Origin of the sequence: Helicobacter pylori, assembly GCF_014496965.1 — a bacterium.
GTDB classification, from domain to species: Bacteria; Campylobacterota; Campylobacteria; order Campylobacterales; family Helicobacteraceae; genus Helicobacter; species Helicobacter pylori_CZ.
Genome location: NZ_JACTCR010000001.1, coordinates 169,134 through 189,172, shown reverse-complemented (window position 1 = coordinate 189,172; position 20,039 = coordinate 169,134). Strand labels below are relative to the sequence as shown.

The window sequence follows — 20,039 nt, the reverse complement described above, 5'->3', positions numbered from 1 at the left end:
TTGCTTAGTTTTCAAAGATCGTTTGCTTTATCAGCTATCCTTGTAAGGTATCAAGCGGCTTTTTAAAAGCCCTTGCTGAAACAAGGAAATGAAAGTATAGTCATATAAAGCTTAAGGTTTGCTTAAAGATTAAAGATTTTTGACAAAGTAAGTTAAAATTTTTAAACGATTGGGTTTTGAAAAATCTAAATACCGCCAAAAACACCCACGCATTCTCCATAAAACCACCATTAAGCGCTAATGGATCTCCGTTTTCAAAAATCACTCCACAATAGAGAGCAAAAAATGAAATCATGGATTTAGAAAAAATCCGCTTAAGCTAACCCTTTTAAATTGGGTGCTTTTTTGTCCCCTTAGTGGGGGAAGCGCGTTAGTTCTTCTTAAAGAGTTGGTCTTTAAATGGGTTGTTAAAAGGCTCGTTGGAGGAAAAGTTCTTTTTCTTGGGAGTGTGCTGATTTTTTGGCAAGTTACCTACAATTTCAGCGACACTACGCTCTCTCACATTGCAAGATTTCTTCAAGTCTGAAGGGACAGAATTGGGGCTTTCTTGAATGTTGGCGATGAAGACTTCAAAGCCTTTCTCCCAAGCGGCTTCTAACACAGGCACAAAATCGGTATCCTTGCTGAACAGCACAACACACCCTAGTGGTTTGGTGCAATACAGCTTGGTAATATCGTGTGCCAACAGTGCATCAACTTGTTTTTGACGCAACTTTAACTTCGGTATGGGAATTTTGGGTTCTAGACCATAGACTTCTTCGTCTTCGAACTCATATACGAATTCGGGCATTACCCGCCCGACTCGTAATTTCACTTGATTTTGTTGGGCGATCGCATGGTTGAAAGATTGGATAATCCCTGATTTATTCACTCTTTCCTCATAATCTTTGGGATTCTTCTCTTTATACTTCTCAAGTTCTTCGTTTTTATTGCCCCTAATTCTAGGCTCGGCTTCTGTGAAAGGCTCAGAAACATAAAAATAGATCCGCTTCAATTCCTCTTCAGGCTCTAGGAACGAACGGATTAGTGCTAAGAGTTGATCGGGGTTGTTGAAATCAAAATGGGGCAACTTAAAACACTCATCCGTATTAGGGTTGTTTTGGATTGCTTCCAAATCGGAGCGTAGATTTTCCCAATCCACAAAAATCGTGGTTTCAATTTTTCCCATGTTTTTCCTAAAAAATAAAAATTTTGCCACACACAAGGGTTGAGTATAGCATGGGGATCTGAACATGCCTTGTTTCTTAAAAAAATAAAGGTTCTGTTCTCATCAAATACAGACACTCAAAGCCTTAATTAATTTCTTTCATTTTTTAAAAACTTTATAGTAAAACTTTCTTGAGAATATAGGGGGATATTTTGCGTTTAATATCCTCATCAATCCTTTAAATCCCCCTAACCTCCCAAGGATCGATTTTTCAAGGAGTTATCGCCCAACTTGCGCAAGCTTTTTGTATTTTATATTGTAAAAAACGCTTTTTAACCTTTTTTAAAATTTGATAACCAACGCTCCATTAAAGACAGAGCTAAAATTCAGTTTAACAGATAGCAAGCCAGAAAAGAAGTTATCTAGAAAAGAAGCGGTTAAAGCTTTGCCTTGAAAAAACGAACGCCAACGCTAAAAAGAGTTTAGAGTTTTAAAAAAGTCGGTGGTAAAACTAAAAAGGGATTAAAAAACTCTTCTCAAGCCAATCAAACCCATTGAAAAAGTTTTATCCCAATTTTAAGAGAAGCGGTTAGAAAACGGATTTCAACCCCTAAAGAGCGTTTCACCCATTAGCATGATGGATAAAAGAATCTTAAAAAAAAATTAATGGCGGACTTCTTTAATCCTTGCTGCCTTACCTCTCCTATCGCGCAAATAGTAGAGCTTCGCGCGACGCACCCTACCCACGCGCAACACCTCAACGCTCGCCAAACTTTCGCTATAAAAAGGGAAAATTTTCTCCACGCCGATATTGTTAGCCCCTATTTTACGCACGCAAAAAGTTTTATCCACGCCATTGCCTCTAATCGCAATGCACACGCCTTCAAAATACTGGGTTCGTGTTTTTTCGCCTTCTTTAATGGTAATACCCAATCTCAAAGTATCGCCGGCTTTAAATGTTGGCATGCTCTTGTCTTTTAATTGAGCGTCTTCAAACTGCTGAATGTAGCGGTTTTTCATGTGTTTTCCTTAATGTCAATTTCATGATTTGTGCTGTTTGAATAAATCAAGGCGGTAAAATTTTGTCCTTAATTTTGACAAATCAAGTTTTAGTTGCTTGATTTTAGCATGATTTCCTTTAGAATATTCTAAAGGAGCAGGGATTTTATTGATTTCTTTGGATTTAAAAACAGCGTTAGCGAAATTAGGGGCCTCCAAATAATGGTTTTCAAAACTCTCATTTTCTAAAGATTGGGCGTTACCCAAGACCCCTTGAATGTGGCGAGCGATACTATCTATCAAGCACAACGCCCCAAGCTCGCCCCCTGTTAAAATAAAATCGCCTATACAAAAAACCTCATCAGCGCTCAATTCAATAGAGCGTTCATCAAATCCCTCATAACGCCCACACACCAAAACGACATGCTTTTTTTGAGCCAAACGCATCGCGTCTATTTGCTTGAAAGGCTTGCCCACCGCGCTTAAAAAAATCGTGTGTTTAGGGTTTTTAACAGAATGGAGCGCGTTTTCTATCATCTCAGGGTCTAAAATTTGCCCCGCACCCCCACCAATGAGCGTGTGATCCGCTTTTTGATATTTATTAGCGCTAAAATCTCTAAGGTTTAACACTTCTAATTCAAAAAGATTTTTTTCTAACGCTCTTTTTAAAATAGAATCTTCAAAATAAGGCCATACAAGTTGTGGGAAAAGGGTTAAAACGCTGAATTTCACTCAACTATTCTCTAAAAGCGTTTTAGCGTTATGGGTGGTTATTTTTTTGTCTTGCAAAAGGATTTCTTTGACATAAAAATCCCTATAAGGGATTAAAAAAATCTTAGCCAAACCTTTTTCAACCAAACTTCTCGTGGTTTCAACCAGAAAATAATCTGTTTGAGAAATCCTTTGGATTTCTATGACTTTCCCTAGAATCTCGTTTTCTTCCACCACGCTAAGCCCTACTAAATCACAATAAAAAAACTCCCCCTCTTTTAAAACACAGAGTTTCTTGCTCTCTGCTTCACTCATAAAAAGCCCCAAATTAGTCAGCTCTTTAGCCTTTTCGGGCGTGTGGATAGTTTCTAAAAACAACAGGTTTTTAGCATGTTCATAAGAATGGATTGTATATTCTTTAAAAGAAGAAGTATAGGAGAAAGCATTCAAGGGAGCGGCACTCACCTTAACGCCCTTTTTTAAGCACTCTGGAAAATCGCTCTCCAAATGAAGCTTCAACCCCCCATTAAGCCCCACGCTTTTACCAATCCTACCCACTAAAAGCATGAAAAAAATTCAAGGCGTTTGATCGCCTAAAGCATGGGGATTTCTATCACCATTTTTACTAGCAAAAACAACGATTTTATAAGAAAACCCGTCTTTGGCTTTCACGCCTGAAACGAACGCCTTAATCGCGCTCACCATTTTGCCCTCTTTACCAATCACATGCCCCATGTCTGATGGGTGGGTATAAATCGTGATTTGTTTGACTTTATCTTCTAAAAGCGTGTACTCCACGCTCAAAGCTTGCGGAAAAGAAACAACCTTTTTTAAGTATTTTTCTAAAAAAGTTGCCACGCAATACGAATAGTCCTTACACTCAGCTTGAGAAAAAGGCGTGTTCAAAGGATCTAATTCGCGCATTTAGCCTCACAAAACCTTAGGCTTTTTGAGAAAGTTTTTCCACCCTCTCGCTCATTTTAGCCCCCACGCCTTTCCAGTAATCCAAGCGTTCCTTATCAATCTTAATATCTTTAGGCTCGCTTAAAGGGTTGTAATACCCAATGGATTCAATCCAACCTCCATCCCTCCTTTTCCTAGAATCGGTTACCACCACTCTGTAAAAAGGCTTTTTCTTTCTCCCGATGCGAGTGAGTCTAATGACTGTCATTACAAAAATCTCCTAAAATATTCGTATTAAATTTGAGATTATACAACAAAAGCGCCTAAAACATGCTTAAAACTTAACGCATTTTAGGGGGCGTTTGATTTTTAGCCTGACTCATTAGATTCATCAAATCGCTAATACCCTTTTTATTCGTGAGTCGTTTCGCCATTTTGCTCGCTTGATCAAAGCGTTTGATGATGCGATTGATTTCAGACACTTCTAAGCCGCTCCCTAAAGCGATCCTTTTTCTTCGGCTGCCGTTTAAAATCTCGGGGTTTTCTCGCTCTTTTTTCGTCATGGAATTGACCATGGCCTTGATTTTTTTCACTTCTAAAGAGCTTTCTAAATCCGTGTCTTTTAGCGCGCTTGCCATGTTCCCTAAACCTGGAATCATAGAGATTAGAGAACTCATAGAGCCTAATTTTTTCACTTTTTCAATTTGGTTTAAAAAGTCGTTGAAAGTGAATTGCCCTTTTTTGAGCTTTTTGCTTAAGTCTTTGGCTTCATTAGGGTTTAAAACGCTGGCGGTTTTTTCAGCGAGCGAGATAATATCTCCAGCCCCCATCAAACGCCCCACAATCCTTTCAGGCACAAACACATCTAAATCAGGGATTTTTTCCCCGCTCCCAATAAAACGCAAGGGTAAGCCTAATTGGTAAGTGATGCCTAAGGCGATACCCCCTTTAGAATCGCTGTCAAATTTGCTTAACACTACCCCACTCACGCCTATTTCTTCATTAAATGTGTTCGCGCTTTTGACCCCATCTTGCCCGCTCAAGGCGTCTGCAACATACAGCACTTCATGGGGGTTTAAGATTTCTTTAACTTCTTTTAATTCTTGCATAAGCTCTTTATCAATGGCTAAACGCCCCGCGCTATCCACAAGCAAAACATCAAATTGCGCTTCTTTAGCCCTTTTTAAAGCGTTGTTAGCGATTTCTTTCACGCTTTTATTTTCTTCATAAAAAACTTCCACGCCCACCTGTTCGCCCAAAACCTTTAATTGCTCCACTGCCGCTAGGCGTTGCAAATCGCATGCGCATAAAAGCACTTTTTTATTTTTGGTTTTTAAATAATGAGCGAGTTTAGCGGTGGTGGTTGTCTTACCGCTCCCTTGCAAACCGGCCATTAAAACCACGGTGGGGGGCGTTTGAGCGAAAGTAAAACCACTGCTCCCTTTAGCGCTTAAAATTTCTAACAAACTCTTTTCTAAAGCGTCTAAAAATTGCTGCTTACCAATGCCATTAAGTTTGGTTTGACTTTCCACTTTTTTGAGCAATTCTCTAGCCACTTTATGGTGCACATCATTTTTCAAAAGCGTTTTTTTCAATTCATCTAACGCCCGATCTAGCGCTTTTTCATCATCTTGAAAGCGGATTTTATTGAGTGCGTTTTTAAATCCATCGCTTAGTGCTTGAAACATTTTCTATCCTTTTATTATGGTTGTTCTAACAAATCCAATTCTTGCTTAATTTTACTTTCTTTTTCTAAAAGCGTTTTTAAACTCTCTTTAGCTTTCTCTAGCACGCTTTTAGGCGCGTTTTTGACAAAATTTTCATTGTGCAAATTGAGTTTTAATTTTTCTTTTTCCAGTTTTTCTAACTGCTTTTTTAAACGCGCAACAAGCGGGCTTAAATCAAGATTTTCTAAATTCGCATGAGTTTGGCAAAATTCCCCCACATCGCTCACGCTCTTTAAAGGCTTAGAACTAATCACGCTGACTTTTTCTAACCTCGCTAATTTTTGGGCGTAAGTTTGCAAACGCTCTGTGTTTTCTATGGTTTCCCTTAACCCCACGCTCGCTTCTTTTAAAACAATCGGTGGGGTTTCTAGCATGATTTTTAAACGCCTTAAAGACACAATGCAATCTTTGATCACTTCAAATTCATGCTCCAATGGTTCGTCTTGCGCTAAATCTTTAGGGTAAGGCATGACCATGATAGATTTAGTGTTTTCTAGTTGAGTGTTACTGAGCTTGTGGTATAAAGACTCGCTGATAAAAGGCATGAAAGGGTGCAAGAGTTTTAAAGCCTCTTTTAACACGCTCCCTAATTCGTCTATCGCTTCATTTTCCACTTTAGAAAATTCAATGAACCAATCGCAAAATTCCCCCCACAAAAAGCGGTATAACAAAGTCGTCGCATCATTAAAGCGGTAGTTATCTAAAGCGTTACGAGTCTCTTTAGTCACAAAATTTAAGCGCGATTTCGCGTAACGCCCCAAAGGCGTTTGGTATTCACTCAAACGCTCTTTATCTTTAAAAGCTTCTTGTTTGAGTTTCAAATAACTCACCGCATTGAAAATCTTGTTGGCAAAATTCTTGTTATTTTCTAAATGCGCAGTAGAAAGCTTAATGTCCCTGCCCGTAGCACACAAATTGGCTAAAGTGAAACGCAAACTATCTGCGCCGTATTTTTCTATCATCTCTAAAGGATCGATCACATTACCTTTAGATTTGCTCATTTTTTCACCTTTTTCATCTCTGACTAAGGCGTGCAAGTAAATATCTTTAAAGGGCAATTCGCCTAAAAGCGATTCGCTGCAAAAAAGCATTCTGGCTACCCAAAAAAAGAGGATGTCAAACCCGGTAATGAGCGTTGTGTTAGGGTAGAAATCCTTCAAATCGTTTTCATTAAACAAATCGCTTTTTTCTTGCCCCCACCCCAAAGTAGAAAACGCCCATAGCCCTGAACTGAACCAAGTGTCTAGCACATCTTTATCTTGCTCTAGTTTTCCACTCTTACAAGTAGGGCAACTTAAGGGGGTGTCTAGGCTTACAAACTGGTGGTTATTTTCACAAGTAAATACCGGTATTTGATGCCCCCAAAACAATTGCCTGCTGATACACCAAGGGCGTAATTCCCTCATCCAAGCGTTATAATTATTGATCCAGTTAGAAGGGTAGAATCGCGCTAAACCCTGTTGGATTTTTTCAATAGAACTTTGAGCGATTTCAGGCTTGACAAACCATTGCTTAGACACATAAGGCTCTACCACATTATGACAACGATAGCAATGCCCCACTTGATGCACATGCTCTTCTATCTTTTCTAATAAGGCGTTTTCTTTTAATTTTTCTACGACCTTATCTCTGGCCTCTAATCGTTCTAAATTTTCAAACTCCCCGCAATGTGCGTTTAAAATCCCCTTTTCATCAAAAATTTTAATCGCCTCCAAATAGTGGCGTTTGCCCACTTCATAATCGTTAAAATCATGCCCAGGGGTAACCTTCACACACCCTGTGCCAAACTCCATTTCCACATGCAAATCAGCGATAATAGGGATCTTGCGATCAATTAAAGGCAAGATCACTTTTTGCCCCACTAAATGCTTGTATCTCTCATCATTAGGATTGACCATAAGAGCGCTATCGCCAAACAAGGTTTCAGGGCGTGTGGTAGCCACCACTAAATAATCTTTTTGATTTTCTAAATAATATCTAATATAATACAACGCCCCCTTACGCTCTTCATACTCCACTTCAATATCGCTTAACGCCCCGTCTTTAGTGCACCAATTCACCATGTAATTATCTTGAATGATGAGGCCTTTTTCATACCATTTCAAAAACGCCAATTTAACCGCTCTTTGCAAGCCCTTATCCATCGTGAAACGAGTCCTAGAAAAGGCCGCGCTCACGCCTAAATGCTTCATTTGCTCTAAAATCGCTCCCCCGCTCTTTTCTTTCCATTCCCACACTTTTTGAACGAACGCTTCACGCCCTAAATCTTCTTTTTTAATCCCTTGATTTAAAAGTTGCTTTTCTACAACATTTTGCGTCGCAATGCCGGCGTGATCCAACCCTGGCTGATACAAAGTCTTATACCCGTCCATGCGTTTGTAGCGCGCTAAAATGTCTTGCAAACTTAAAGTTAGGGCATGCCCTATGTGTAAAATGCCGGTCACATTAGGAGGGGGCATCATCAAGCAAAATCGTTTGTTTTTTTCTTGGATCGCTTCATTGCCATCAATTTCAAAATACCCCCTATGAGAGCAAATTTCATAAATCTTTTTTTCTATCTCTTTTGGTTGGTAGGTGGTGGGTTCTTGTTTCATTATTATTATTATCCTAAAATAGAGCGTTCCTTAAAAAATGGTTGGATTTTGGAACGCCTTTTGCTTTTACGCTTTTAATTGTTGCGTATTTTTTTAAAATTATACAACAAAGCATTTAAATTAAAAAGGATAGTCTAGTGAATTACTTTTTAAAAGCCCCTATTTTAGGATTTGAGCATATCCATGAAGTGCGTTTGGAAAAAATTGATTCCTTATTCAGCCGATTAATTGGCCAAACCAATTCCGCTATGGCGTTGGATATGGTCTTAGTGAATCCTTATTGTTTGAGGGAATACAGCTTTGTGATACCCAAATACATAGAATTACTGCTAGAATTAGATTCTCATTCCAAAGTTGAGGTGTATTGCGTGGTCGTGTTGCAAAAAAATTTAGAAGATTCTATGGTTAATTTCTTAGCCCCTTTAGTGTTTAATTCCAAAAATGGCTTTGGCGCTCAAGTGGCGCTTTCTATGATGGATTATCCGGATTTTGGCTTTAGAGACCCTTTAAAAAGCTTTGTGATTCAAGAAAGAGAACGAGCTTAAGGGTTTTTAGCATGAAATTCGCTCTCACAGGGGGAGGCACAGGCGGGCATCTCTCTATCGCTAAAGCCCTAGCTATAGAATTAGAAAAACAAGGCATAGAGGCTATTTATTTAGGCTCAACTTATGGGCAAGATAGGGAATGGTTTGAAAATAGCCCCTTATTTAGCGAACGCTATTTTTTCAACACGCAAGGCGTGGTCAATAAAAGCTTTTTTAAAAAAATAGGCTCTTTATTCTTGCAAGCTAAAGCCGCTTTTAAGGCTAAAGAAATCTTAAAAAAACACCAAATCACGCACACCATTAGCGTGGGAGGGTTTAGTGCAGGGCCTGCAAGTTTTGCAAGCTTACTCAATAAAATACCCCTTTATATCCATGAGCAAAATGCGATTAAAGGCTCTCTTAATCGCTACCTTTCCCCTAAAGCTAAAGCGGTGTTTTCAAGCTATGCCTTTAAAGACAAAGGAAATCATGTTTTAACCTCCTATCCCGTGCAAAACGCTTTTTTTGATTTTGCTAGGACTCGCACGGAAATCAAGCATATTTTATTTTTAGGCGGTTCGCAAGGGGCAAAAGCGATCAATGAATTCGCTTTATTAAACGCTCCTAAACTCACCAAACAAGGGATTAAGATCACGCATATTTGCGGCTCAGACGCTCATGAAAGAATGCGTTTTTTTTACCAGGAATTGGGGCTATTGGATAAGATAGAATTGTTTGCTTTCCACAATAACATCACAGAAGTCATGCACAGGGCGGATTTGTGTGTGAGCCGAGCCGGAGCGAGCAGCGTGTGGGAATTGTGTGCCAATGGCTTACCCACGATTTTTATCCCCTACCCTTTTGCGAGCAATAACCACCAGTATTACAATGTCTTAGAATTTGAAAAAGAAAACTTATGCTATGTCGTGCCTCAAAATGAATTATTGCCTAAAAAACTCTTTGAAGTCATCAGAAAGCTCAACCAAAAAGACGATCAAGGCAATAAAAACCTCACCACTATCAGCAACCAATTGCAACAAAAAATCGCTAAAGACGGCGCAAAAACCATCATTGAAACGATTTTGAACACCTAAAATAGCCCATTTTAATCAACAATTAAGCGACTAACCATTAAACTTAAGCGACAAATAAGATAAAATTTAGGATAGCTCAAATCTTTTAAAAAGAAAAGGATAACCCCTTGCAAAACTTTGTTTTTAATAAAAAATGGCTTATCTATTCTAGCCTACTCCCCTTATTTTTTCTTAACCCCTTAGCGGCTGAAGATGACGGGTTTTTTATGGGGGTGAGTTATCAAACTTCTCTAGCCATTCAAAGGGTGGATAACTCAGGGCTTAACGCCAGTCAAGACGCATCCACCTACATCCGCCAAAACGCTATCGCTCTAGAATCTGCGGCAGTGCCTTTAGCCTATTATTTAGAAGCGATGGGCCAACAAACTAGAGTTTTAATGCAAATGCTCTGCCCTGATCCTTCTAAAAGATGTTTGCTCTATGCGGGGGGCTATCCTAAAGAAAATAATGGCGATACAGGCAACAACCCCCCAAGAGGCAATGTCAATGCCACCTTTGATATGCAATCTCTAGTCAGTAATTTAGACAAGCTCACCCAATTCATCGGCGAAACTTTAATCCGTAACCCTGAAAATCTTTCTAACGCTAAACTCGCTGAAGTCAAATTCGGCAATCAAAGCACTGTTATTGCCTTGCCTAATGGTCTAGCCAATGTCATGAATGCTTTAAACGATGATATTACCAACGCTTTAACCACGCTCTGGTATAACCAAACCTTAACGAATAAGTCTTTTAGCACCCCTGATGGCAGTCCTGTAAGTTTTAGCCCCCAAGTCTTGCAACACCTTTTACAAGACGGCTTAGCCACAGCAAATAATAACCAAACCATTTGCAGCACTCAAAACCAATGCACCGCTACTAATGAAGCTAAATCTATCGCTCAAAACGCCCAAAACATCTTCCAGGCTTTAATGCAAGCAGGGATTTTAGGGGGTTTAGCCAATGAAAAGCAATTTGGCTTCACCTATAATAAAGCCCCTAATGGTAGCGATTCCCAACAAGGCTATCAAAGCTTTAGCGGCCCGGGTTATTACACCAAAAACGACACCACGCAAGCACCCTTAAAAGAATTACCCCCTGGAGCGACAATTGGATCAGGCAATGGCCAATACACCTACCACCCTAGCTCGGCAGTCTATTATTTAGCCGATAGCATCATCGCTAATGGCATTACCGCTTCTATGATTTTTTCAGGCATGCAAAATTTCGCCAATAAGGCTGCTAAACTGACAGGCACTTCAAGCTATAGCCAGATGCAAGAAGCGATCAACTATGGGGAAAGCTTGCTTAGTAACACCGTAGCGTATGGGGATTTCATCACCAATTGGGTCGCCCCCTATTTGGATTTAAACAACAAAGGTTTGAATTTCTTGCCTAGCTATGGAGGAAAAGCTAACACCAATAATGTAACCCCGCAAAATAATTTAACCCCGCAACAAGCCCAACAAGAGCAAAAAGTCATCATCAACCAACTAGAGCAAGCCACAAACGCCCCAACCCCCGCACAAATAGACAAGATCTTAGCCAACCCCTATTCCCCCACAGCAAAAACTTTAATGGCTTATGGGCTTTATCGCTCTAAAGCAGTGATTGGCGGGGTGATTGATGAAATGCAAACTAAAGTGAATCAAGTCTATCAAATGGGCTTTGCTAGGAATTTTTTGGAACATAACTCTAATTCTAATAATATGAACGGCTTTGGCGTGAAAATGGGCTATAAGCAATTCTTTGGCAAAAAGCGCATGTTTGGGCTTAGGTATTATGGCTTTTATGATTTTGGTTACGCGCAATTTGGTGCAGGATCTTCTTTAGTGAAAGCCACTCTCTCTAGCTATGGGGCAGGCACAGACTTTCTTTATAATGTTTTTACCCGAAAAAGAGGGACTGAAGCGATAGATATCGGTTTTTTTGCCGGCATCCAACTTGCAGGGCAAACCTGGAAAACGAATTTCTTAGATCAAGTGGATGGCAACCATCTTAAGCCTAAGGACACTTCTTTCCAATTCCTTTTTGATTTAGGGATAAGGACTAATTTTTCCAAAATCGCTCATCAAAAAAGATCCCGTTTTTCTCAAGGGATAGAATTTGGCGTTAAAATACCGGTGCTTTATCACACCTATTACCAATCAGAAGGCGTTACAGCGAAGTATAGAAGAGCCTTTAGTTTTTATGTGGGCTACAACATAGGCTTTTGATTAAATAAAATAAGGGAAAAATATGATAAAAAAAGCTAAAAAATTTATACCATTCTTTTTAATTGGCTCTCTCTTAGCTGAAGACAATGGCTGGTATATGTCTGTAGGCTATCAAATCGGCGGCACGCAGCAATTTATCAATAACAAACAACTTTTAGAAAATCAAAATATCATCAACAGCGTAACCCAAAGCGCGATCAATATTGCAGGGCCTACTACCGGCCTTATCACTTTAAGCTCTCAAAGCGTCATTGACGCTTTAGGTTATGGCGTGAGTAACACGGTGGGTAACCAATTAGAGGGCATTTCTAATATCTTGAATCAAATTGGCAAAAGAAAAGACTTTTATTCTAGCCGTCAAATCTCTAGCATTTCCCAGCAAATCATAGGGCTTAAAGGAAGCTCTGATCCCTTAAAAGCCCATTCTTCACAAATCACAGCGAAACTCCTTTCTAACACCCAAAGCGCGTTTGTTCAAGGCATCGCGCTAAGCTCTAGCATCATTAGTTCTGTTAATAGCCTTAATCCCAGCAACAACACCAAAGAAGTCAAAGCCCAGCTCCAAAACACCGCGCAATCCATGGCGGAATTATTGCAACAAATTGAACACAGCATCACTAAAACCACTAGCACCACTTATGCGCAATCCTTACTCACCAATCTAACCGATGCGGTGAACGCTTCTAGCAATAATACCGCTTATGTGAGCGCTCTTGTTAACGCTTTAAACACTTTAGGGGTGGGGGTTTTCCCTACCACAACCACAACGCATGTGGTGTTAAACCCACCAGGACAAGTCGTATTCTATCCAGCTAATTCCATTTTAGGCTCCACTTCTTCAAACAGCAACAACCAACAACAATACAACAACACCCTTTTAATGAACACCCTACAAGGGGAATTAAGCGCTAATACTCAAAATAACCCCAATGGTTGTGCCAATCAAATCCAATGCTTAGAGCAATTCATCCAAAATTTAGCCCCTTTAGCCGCAACCCCCACTTCAAATAACCAAGCCAACCAGCAAGTCCAAGCCATCGCTCAAAAGCTTCAAAGCGTTGCTATCAACACTTTAGACAGCAATGCGATCAACAACACCACCTATAATTTAAACAACTTGCACAACGCTTTGAATTTCCAAGCCTATGAAAGCACGATAGAACAATACAATAACGCTTTAAAACAAATTTCGTGGATTAGTTTTACTGAGCCTAAAAACTTGCTCAAAAACACTTCTAATAACTACCAAATCGGCACCGTTACCAACGCTCAAGGGCAAAATATCAGCGCCTATGATTGCACAAGCGCTACCGGAAGCCTTTCTAGCGATAGTGGGATTTCATGCTCAGCCACAAGCTCCACAAGCTCCACGAATAACACAAGCAGTTTTGACAATTCTTTAGTCGCTACCTCCAAAATCCAAACCATAGGGGGCAAAGAGCAGATCGGCGTGAATTCTTTTAACCTTGTTTCTCAAGTGTGGAGCGTTTATAACTCTTTAAAAACTTCAGAAGAAAATTTGCAAAAAAACGCTCAGATACTATGCCCAAATGGCAGTAACGGCTCGCAAGCTGCATGCAATAACAATAATTCAGGGGGTTTGAGCATCAGCGGGAACTCCCAATTGCAAAATATCTTAAGCTCTGGGACTAGCACTACCACTCAAGCTAAAAGCAACGCTTCCAAACTAAAAGCGATGGTAATGGTGAATAATGAAGAAGAAGCTAAAACGACTAACTTCAATCAAAGCAGTGGGGCAACCACTCAATCCCCTAACAGCACGGTGATGGGCGCTTTAAACACCGTATTGCAAAATGTCAGCAATTTCCAACAAAGCATTCAAAACGCTTTTCAAAACCAAGAAAGTAATATCCAAGCATGGGCGAATGCGATTTATAACACTAATGGGAATCGGTCGCAAGAGATGACTCCTAACACTAACCAAGATTTACGCATCCAACTAAGAGCGAATTTTTACCAGCTCATCAATACCATTAACCAGCAAGTGCCTACAGACATGAGCGCTTTAATCAATCAAAGCCAACAAACCCAGCAAACAAGCGGATCAGCAAGCAATAATAATGCATGCGCGAGCGGAATGAATGGGAGTAATAGTAACTGGTGCTATCAGCAATGGTCAGACTCTAAGGCTTATTACAGCGGGTTACAAAGCGCTTTAGGGTATCAAACACAAGCAACAACTCAAAGTGGGAGCAGTGGTGGGAACAGCATCACCTACAATGTCCAACAAATCACGCTCACTAGTAATGGGTTGCTCAATAACATCATTTCATCTCTTAAGGGTTTTAGCAGTAGCGGAAATAATGGGGGTAATGGGAACGGAACTAGTCAAATCAACACAGCCTACCAAATGCTCACAGACGCCAGCGAGGGAAAGCTGGGGACTTATAACAGCAGTGGCAGTGGGGGTAGCGGAGGAGGCGGTGGCGGAGGAAATGGCAGTAATAATAACGGCTATCAGACTTGCAATAAGACCAATGGATCAAGTAGCAGCAGTAATTGTTATGAACCCAACAAACAACAAAGTGCCACCACCGCCACCACAACCGACAGCAATTTGCAAAAAGTCTATAATGACGCCCAAAAAATAGCCGACATTATCGCCAGCTCCGGGAATAATAAAGGCGTTGAAAACGGCTTAAAGCAATTTTTTGAAGCCTTAAAAAGTAATAGTAGTAGTCTCAGTAATTTGTGTAGTAGCGGTAGTAGTGGCACTAGCGCTACTTGCTCCGGTGGGCTTATCAACCTTTTAGGGGCAATCCCCACCAATGGGGTGAGCGATACGAATAATTTAATTAATCTGCTCACCGAATTTATTAAAACCGCCGGATTTATCCAAAATAATGATAGTAATGTATCTACTAGTCTTACAAGCGCTTTTCAAGCGATCACGAGCGCTATTTCTCAAGGGTTTCAATCCTTACAAAACGATATTAGCCCTAATGCGATTTTAACCCTGCTCCAAGAAATCACTTCTAACACCACCACCATTCAGTCATTCTCGCAAACCTTACGGCAGCTTTTAGGGGATAAAACCTTCTTTATGGTGCAACAAAAGCTCATTGATGCGATGATTAACGCCAGAAATCAGGTTCAAAACGCGCAAAATCAAGCCAATAACTACGGCTCCCAACCCATTTTAAGCCAGTATGCGGCCGCTAAAAGCACCCAACACGGCATGAGCAACGGCTTAGGGGTTGGTTTGGGCTATAAATACTTCTTTGGTAAAGCGAGGAAATTGGGCCTTAGGCATTATTTTTTCTTTGATTACGGCTTTAGTGAAATAGGCCTAGCCAATCAAAGCGTGAAAGCGAATATCTTTGCTTATGGGGTAGGCACGGATTTTTTATGGAATCTATTCAGGAGGACTTACAACACTAAAGCGTTGAATTTTGGGCTATTTGCTGGGGTCCAACTGGGCGGTGCAACTTGGCTTAGCTCTCTAAGGCAACAAATCATTGACAACTGGGGGAACGCTAATGACATTCATTCAACGAATTTTCAAGTGGCGCTGAATTTTGGGGTGCGCACCAACTTTGCGGAGTTTAAGCGTTTTGCCAAGAAATTCCACAATCAAGGGGTTATAAGCCAAAAGAGCGTGGAATTTGGGATTAAAGTGCCTCTCATCAATCAAGCGTATTTGAGAAGCGCTGGGGCTGATGTGAGTTACAGGAGGCTTTATACTTTCTATATCAATTACATCATGGGGTTTTAAAAAAGGGTGTGTCATGGAAATCTTACAATTCATCGGCTATGGGAATATGGCTCAAGCGATTTTAGAAGGCTCTCATGAAATTTTATCCAAACGCTTTATTTTAGAGATTACCGGGCGAAACCCTGAAAAAATCGCCCCCTTTTTACAAGAAAAAAACATTCAAGCGTGCATCGTTCCCTATAAAGATGCTATTGATATACACCAAAAATTCGTGTTTTTACTTTTTAAGCCTTATAACCTTAAGGATTTTAATTATCAAGGGCAAGCTAAAAGCGTTTTGAGCGCGCTAGCTGGCGTGGGTTTTGAAGCTTTAAATAATGCGATAAATTCTTTACATTACCTCAAATGCATGCCCAATATTGCGAGCAAGTTCGCTCTTTCTTCTACGGCGGTGTGCGAAAAATCGCCCATGCCCTTAATAAGCCAAAAGGCTTTGAATATTATTGAGAGTTTTGGGAATTGCGTGCGAGTGGGCAATGAAGAGCAGGTGGATGCCAGTATAGCGACCAATGGGAGTGCGCTCGCTTTTTTAAGCTTGGTAGCGAGCGGTTTGAAAGACGCTGGTATTAGAGAGGGCTTGAACGCTAGAGATTCTTTAGAATTGGTGGAAATGAGTTTTAAAGGCTTTGCCAAGCTGTTAGAAAAAGAACGCCCTGAAATGATTATAGAGCAAATTTGCACCCCTAAAGGCGCAACGATTGAAGGCTTGAGCGTTTTAGAAAAAAAAGGGGTTAGGGGAGCGTTTATAGAAGCTTGCCATGAAAGCGTGAAAAAAATGCGCCTCTAAAAATTACACTCTTAAAAAATCAGCGCGATGCATTTAGACAGGCAGAGTTTAGAAAAAGCCAAGCATTTGATCCAAAGCGGCTATATTGATACCATAGAAGTAGGCACGATCAAGGGCTTGCAAGAAATCCATCGGTTTTTGTTTGAAGGGCTGTATGAATTTGCCGGGAAAATCAGGGATAAAAATATTTCTAAAGGGAATTTCAGGTTCGCTAACTGCTTGTATTTGGATTTGATTTTACCCAGAATTGAGAGCATGCCGCAAAATAATTTCAATCAAATCATAGAAAAATATGTGGAAATGAATATCGCCCACCCTTTTTTGGAGGGTAATGGCAGAGCGACTAGGATATGGCTTGATTTGTTGCTTAAAAAGGAATTGAAAAAAATCGTGCTTTGGGATAGGATTGATAAAGCCGCTTATTTGAGCGCAATGGAAAGGAGTCCTGTGAATGATTTGGAAATCAAAACGCTTTTAAAAAAGCATTTGAGTTCTAACATTAACGATCCCTTAACTTTCATTAAAGGCATCACGCAGTCGTATTACTATGAAGGGCTTTAAAAAACACTAAAAAGCATTTTTGCAAATTTTAAAAAATACCATTTCTTAAAAATCAAAAGCTTTATTTGTCAGTATTAGAGCAGATTTAACACTCTTGTGTCCGTTCAATCAAACTCAAAGGCAAGTCAAAAGCCTTAATGAGTTCGTCCTCTTTTTGGCGTTGTTCGCCCTTATCTTTTTCATGGTCATAGCCTAACAAGTGCAACACCCCATGGATAAATAAAAGAGCGATCTCCTCTTCTAAGCTATGCCCTAATTTCAGGGCGTTAGTTTGAGCTAATGGCGCATTAATCACCACGCTCCCTAAAGGAGTGTGAGGGATCGCTTCTAAAGGGAAGCTCAAAACATCGGTGGCGTAATCGCAGTTCCTTAAATCACGGTTGATTTCTCGCATGGTTTCATCGCTCACTAAAATAAGCTCAATGATTTGAGTGGGGGCTAAAACATTTGCGATTTTTTCTAATAATAAAAAATCCGATTCTAGTGGGGTTTGGTTGTCTATTTCTAGCATCAATAAGATATAAAAAGAAGTTTAAAAAAGCCCTAAAATTTAGGGCTTATAAAGATTAAGCGAAAGAACCTTTAACTTGTTCTACCCATTTTGAAATCCTCTCATCAGTGAGATCGTCTTGATTGTCTTCATCAATCACAAGACCCACGAATTTACCGCCTTCTACCGCTTTAGAAGCTTCAAAATGATAACCATCAGTGGGAGTTTGCCCTACCACTTTGCCGGCTTTAGCTTTTTCATAAATGTGGAAAATGCCTTCTGCGAAAGTTTCGCTGTAAGTGTCTTGATCGCCCAAGCCTACAAGCCCAATGGTTTTATCCGCAAAGTCGCTCGCTTCTAGTGTGCCTAAAAAGTCTTCCCAATCTGTTTGCAAATCGCCCGCACCGGCTGTTGGAGCGACTAGAATAACCTTTGTAAAACTATTAAATTGATCTTTAGAAGCCTTAGCCACATCAATCACTTCCGCATTACCAATAGCCTTGCTGATTTTTTCGGCAATGGCTTCAGCGTTCCCGCTATCTGTCCCAAAAAAGATACCAATTTTTCCCATGTTCTCAATCCTTATTTTTAAGATATTAACGCACCCGCTTTCATGCGAATGCTTGTGGGTGTAGTCTAGCGCATTTAATTAAAAATCTTGCTTAAAAACCCATTTTACGCGAATATCGTTTCAATAAAAACCATATTAAAAGCACTATCAGAACAAAACTTATGACAAAAAACGAAGTGTAATGAGAAAGCCTTTCATACAGCGTTTTCACCCAATCGCTCGCTTGAAAAGAAACGCTCCCCACGATTAACGCCCACAAAAAACTAGATAAAACATTAAGCCATAAAAACCTTTTTAAAGGGTATTTGCTAAAACCAACCGCCAAAGGCACAACGCTTTTAATCCCATACAAATATTTATTGACAAAAATCATTAAAAAAGCGTAGCGTTTCACCCACAAACTCGCCAAAGCAAGCTTTCTTCGGTGCTTATGGAAATACTTTAAAAACTCTCTTTTTTGATAGCGGGCAAAGACCACAAGAGCCCCACTCCCTACCATATTCCCTAAAAAAGCGACAAGAATGGTTATTTTTATATCCAAAGCGTGCGTGGTAGCGCTCAAAATGGAAGCGATGACAATCCCCACATACCCACCCCCCAAAGAATACAAAAATAAAATAAGATAACCCCACTCCTTAAAACCCTCTTGAAAACGCAACAACGCTTCTTGCATAAAAACCCTCTTTTGATTTCGTTTTTATTTTCATGTTATCCAAACTTATTCAACCTATTGGTGATTTAAACGCTATCTTTTAGTATAATGATAGGGTTATCCTAATAACCTAAAAGATAAAGAGATGAATACAGAAATTTTAACCATCATGTTAGTTGTCTCCGTGCTTATGGGATTGGTAGGCTTAATAGCGTTTTTATGGGGGGTTAAAAGCGGTCAGTTTGACGATGAAAAACGCATGCTTGAAAGCGTGTTGTATGACAGCGCGAGCGATTTGAACGAAGCGATTTTACAAGAAAAACGCCAAGACCCCAAAAATTAAAAAAATAAAAATAAAAGGATAGAAAATGAGTCAAGAAATTTTAGACGTGTTGATAGTGGGCGCAGGGCCTGGGGGTATTGCCACAGCAATAGAGTGCGAAATAGCCGGCGTTAAAAAAGCGCTTTTATGCGAAAAAACCGAAAGCCATTCAGGCATGCTGGAAAAGTTTTATAAAGCCGGTAAAAGGATTGATAAAGATTATAAAAAGCAAGTCGTAGAGCTTAAGGGGCATATCCCTTTTAAAGACAGCTTTAAAGAAGAGACTTTAGAGAATTTCACTAACCTTTTAAAAGAGCATCACATCACGCCAAGCTATAAAACCGATATTGAGAGCGTGAAAAAAGAGGGTGATCTGTTTAAAGTTACCACCACTTCTAATACAACCTATCATGCTAAATTCGTGGTGGTTGCGATTGGGAAAATGGGCCAGCCAAACCGCCCTACTGCTTATAAAATCCCTGTTGCGCTCTCCAAACAAGTGGTTTTTAGCATCAATGATTGCAAGGAAAATGAAAAAACCCTTGTGATCGGCGGAGGCAACTCAGCGGTGGAATACGCTATTGCTTTGTGTAAAACCACCCCTACCACCCTCAATTACCGCAAAAAAGAATTCAGCCGCATCAATGAAGACAACGCTAAAAACTTGCAAGAAGTCCTAAACAATAACACGCTTAAAAGCAAGCTTGGAGTGGATATTGAAAGCTTAGAAGAAGATAACACTCAAATTAAGGTTAACTTCACCGACAACACGAGCGAGAGTTTTGATCGCTTGCTGTATGCGATCGGCGGCTCTACCCCTTTAGAGTTTTTTAAACGCTGTTCTTTAGAGTTGGATCCTAGCACCAATATCCCTGTGGTGAAAGAAAATTTAGAGAGCAACAATATCCCTAATTTGTTCATCGTGGGCGATATTTTATTCAAATCAGGAGCGAGCATCGCTACCGCGCTAAACCATGGCTATGATGTCGCTTTAGAAATCGCTAAAAGATTGTGCTCTTAAAGCCG

The 20,039-nt window shown here is 40.1% G+C and carries 19 protein-coding genes; 8 read left to right on the top strand and 11 right to left on the bottom strand.

From position 1 onward, the window contains the following. Positions 1 to 370: 370 nt before the first annotated feature. The 8 genes from H7O61_RS00995 to valS form a co-directional block, all read right to left on the bottom strand. A complete protein-coding gene (locus H7O61_RS00995; protein WP_079339940.1) occupies positions 371 to 1,168 on the bottom strand; it encodes an NYN domain-containing protein in 798 nt (265 codons plus the stop codon). A gap of 642 nt (positions 1,169 to 1,810) precedes the next feature. Continuing rightward, a complete protein-coding gene (gene rplS / locus H7O61_RS00990; protein ID WP_000797689.1) occupies positions 1,811 to 2,167 on the bottom strand; it encodes a 50S ribosomal protein L19 in 357 nt (118 codons plus the stop codon). A gap of 21 nt (positions 2,168 to 2,188) precedes the next feature. Beyond that, positions 2,189 to 2,878: a tRNA (guanosine(37)-N1)-methyltransferase TrmD gene (gene trmD, locus H7O61_RS00985; RefSeq protein ID WP_000672953.1), complete on the bottom strand. Its 690-nt coding sequence runs from the start codon at positions 2,876 to 2,878 to the stop codon at positions 2,189 to 2,191. After that, complete coding sequence (gene rimM, locus H7O61_RS00980) at positions 2,879 to 3,424, bottom strand: ribosome maturation factor RimM (protein ID WP_187874872.1); 546 nt, start codon at positions 3,422 to 3,424, stop codon at positions 2,879 to 2,881. 9 nt (positions 3,425 to 3,433) lie between these two features. Next, positions 3,434 to 3,781, bottom strand: coding sequence for a KH domain-containing protein (locus H7O61_RS00975; protein ID WP_187874871.1), 348 nt, complete (start codon positions 3,779 to 3,781; stop codon positions 3,434 to 3,436). A gap of 16 nt (positions 3,782 to 3,797) precedes the next feature. Further along, on the bottom strand, positions 3,798 to 4,028 hold the full coding sequence (rpsP, locus tag H7O61_RS00970) for a 30S ribosomal protein S16 (protein WP_000216122.1): 231 nt from the start codon (positions 4,026 to 4,028) through the stop codon (positions 3,798 to 3,800). Between the two features lie 73 nt (positions 4,029 to 4,101). Further along, a complete protein-coding gene (gene ffh / locus H7O61_RS00965; RefSeq protein WP_079371104.1) occupies positions 4,102 to 5,448 on the bottom strand; it encodes a signal recognition particle protein in 1,347 nt (448 codons plus the stop codon). Between the two features lie 14 nt (positions 5,449 to 5,462). Then, the gene (gene valS, locus H7O61_RS00960; RefSeq protein ID WP_187874870.1) at positions 5,463 to 8,081 is read right to left on the bottom strand and encodes a valine--tRNA ligase; all 2,619 of its coding nucleotides are present in this window, start codon (positions 8,079 to 8,081) and stop codon (positions 5,463 to 5,465) included. A 137-nt stretch (positions 8,082 to 8,218) separates the two neighbouring features. On the opposite strand from valS, the gene fliW reads away from it, so the two are divergent. The 6 genes from fliW (at position 8,219) to fic (ending at position 16,978) form a co-directional block, all read left to right on the top strand. Then, the gene (gene fliW, locus H7O61_RS00955; protein ID WP_187852583.1) at positions 8,219 to 8,626 is read left to right on the top strand and encodes a flagellar assembly protein FliW; all 408 of its coding nucleotides are present in this window, start codon (positions 8,219 to 8,221) and stop codon (positions 8,624 to 8,626) included. Between the two features lie 11 nt (positions 8,627 to 8,637). Further along, positions 8,638 to 9,699 (top strand): undecaprenyldiphospho-muramoylpentapeptide beta-N-acetylglucosaminyltransferase, encoded by a 1,062-nt coding sequence (murG, locus tag H7O61_RS00950; protein WP_187874869.1) that lies wholly within the window; start codon positions 8,638 to 8,640, stop codon positions 9,697 to 9,699. A gap of 107 nt (positions 9,700 to 9,806) precedes the next feature. Beyond that, positions 9,807 to 11,894 carry a Hop family outer membrane protein HopI gene (gene hopI, locus H7O61_RS00945; RefSeq protein WP_187874868.1) on the top strand — a complete coding sequence of 696 codons (2,088 nt, stop codon included), beginning with the start codon at positions 9,807 to 9,809 and terminating at the stop codon, positions 11,892 to 11,894. Between the two features lie 22 nt (positions 11,895 to 11,916). After that, the gene (hopL, locus tag H7O61_RS00940; RefSeq protein ID WP_187874867.1) at positions 11,917 to 15,630 is read left to right on the top strand and encodes a Hop family outer membrane protein HopL; all 3,714 of its coding nucleotides are present in this window, start codon (positions 11,917 to 11,919) and stop codon (positions 15,628 to 15,630) included. Positions 15,631 to 15,643: 13 nt separating this feature from the next. Then, positions 15,644 to 16,417, top strand: coding sequence for a pyrroline-5-carboxylate reductase (gene proC / locus H7O61_RS00935; RefSeq protein ID WP_187874866.1), 774 nt, complete (start codon positions 15,644 to 15,646; stop codon positions 16,415 to 16,417). 27 nt (positions 16,418 to 16,444) lie between these two features. Next, complete coding sequence (fic, locus tag H7O61_RS00930; protein WP_187874865.1) at positions 16,445 to 16,978, top strand: protein adenylyltransferase Fic; 534 nt, start codon at positions 16,445 to 16,447, stop codon at positions 16,976 to 16,978. Between the two features lie 85 nt (positions 16,979 to 17,063). Here the strand turns inward: fic and ybeY are convergent, their stop codons facing one another. From ybeY to H7O61_RS00915, 3 genes are all read right to left on the bottom strand, one after another. Then, positions 17,064 to 17,489, bottom strand: coding sequence for an rRNA maturation RNase YbeY (ybeY, locus tag H7O61_RS00925; RefSeq protein ID WP_187874864.1), 426 nt, complete (start codon positions 17,487 to 17,489; stop codon positions 17,064 to 17,066). Between the two features lie 55 nt (positions 17,490 to 17,544). Then, positions 17,545 to 18,039, bottom strand: a complete 495-nt coding sequence (locus tag H7O61_RS00920) for a flavodoxin (RefSeq protein WP_078291938.1) — start codon at positions 18,037 to 18,039, stop codon at positions 17,545 to 17,547. Positions 18,040 to 18,130: 91 nt separating this feature from the next. Continuing rightward, positions 18,131 to 18,712, bottom strand: a complete 582-nt coding sequence (locus H7O61_RS00915) for a DedA family protein (RefSeq protein WP_165557885.1) — start codon at positions 18,710 to 18,712, stop codon at positions 18,131 to 18,133. A 124-nt stretch (positions 18,713 to 18,836) separates the two neighbouring features. On the opposite strand from H7O61_RS00915, the gene ccoS reads away from it, so the two are divergent. Both ccoS and H7O61_RS00905 read left to right on the top strand, forming a co-directional pair. After that, on the top strand, positions 18,837 to 19,034 hold the full coding sequence (gene ccoS, locus H7O61_RS00910) for a cbb3-type cytochrome oxidase assembly protein CcoS (RefSeq protein ID WP_001090947.1): 198 nt from the start codon (positions 18,837 to 18,839) through the stop codon (positions 19,032 to 19,034). A 25-nt stretch (positions 19,035 to 19,059) separates the two neighbouring features. Beyond that, on the top strand, positions 19,060 to 20,034 hold the full coding sequence (locus tag H7O61_RS00905; protein ID WP_187874863.1) for an NAD(P)-binding domain-containing protein: 975 nt from the start codon (positions 19,060 to 19,062) through the stop codon (positions 20,032 to 20,034). Positions 20,035 to 20,039: the final 5 nt, after the last annotated feature.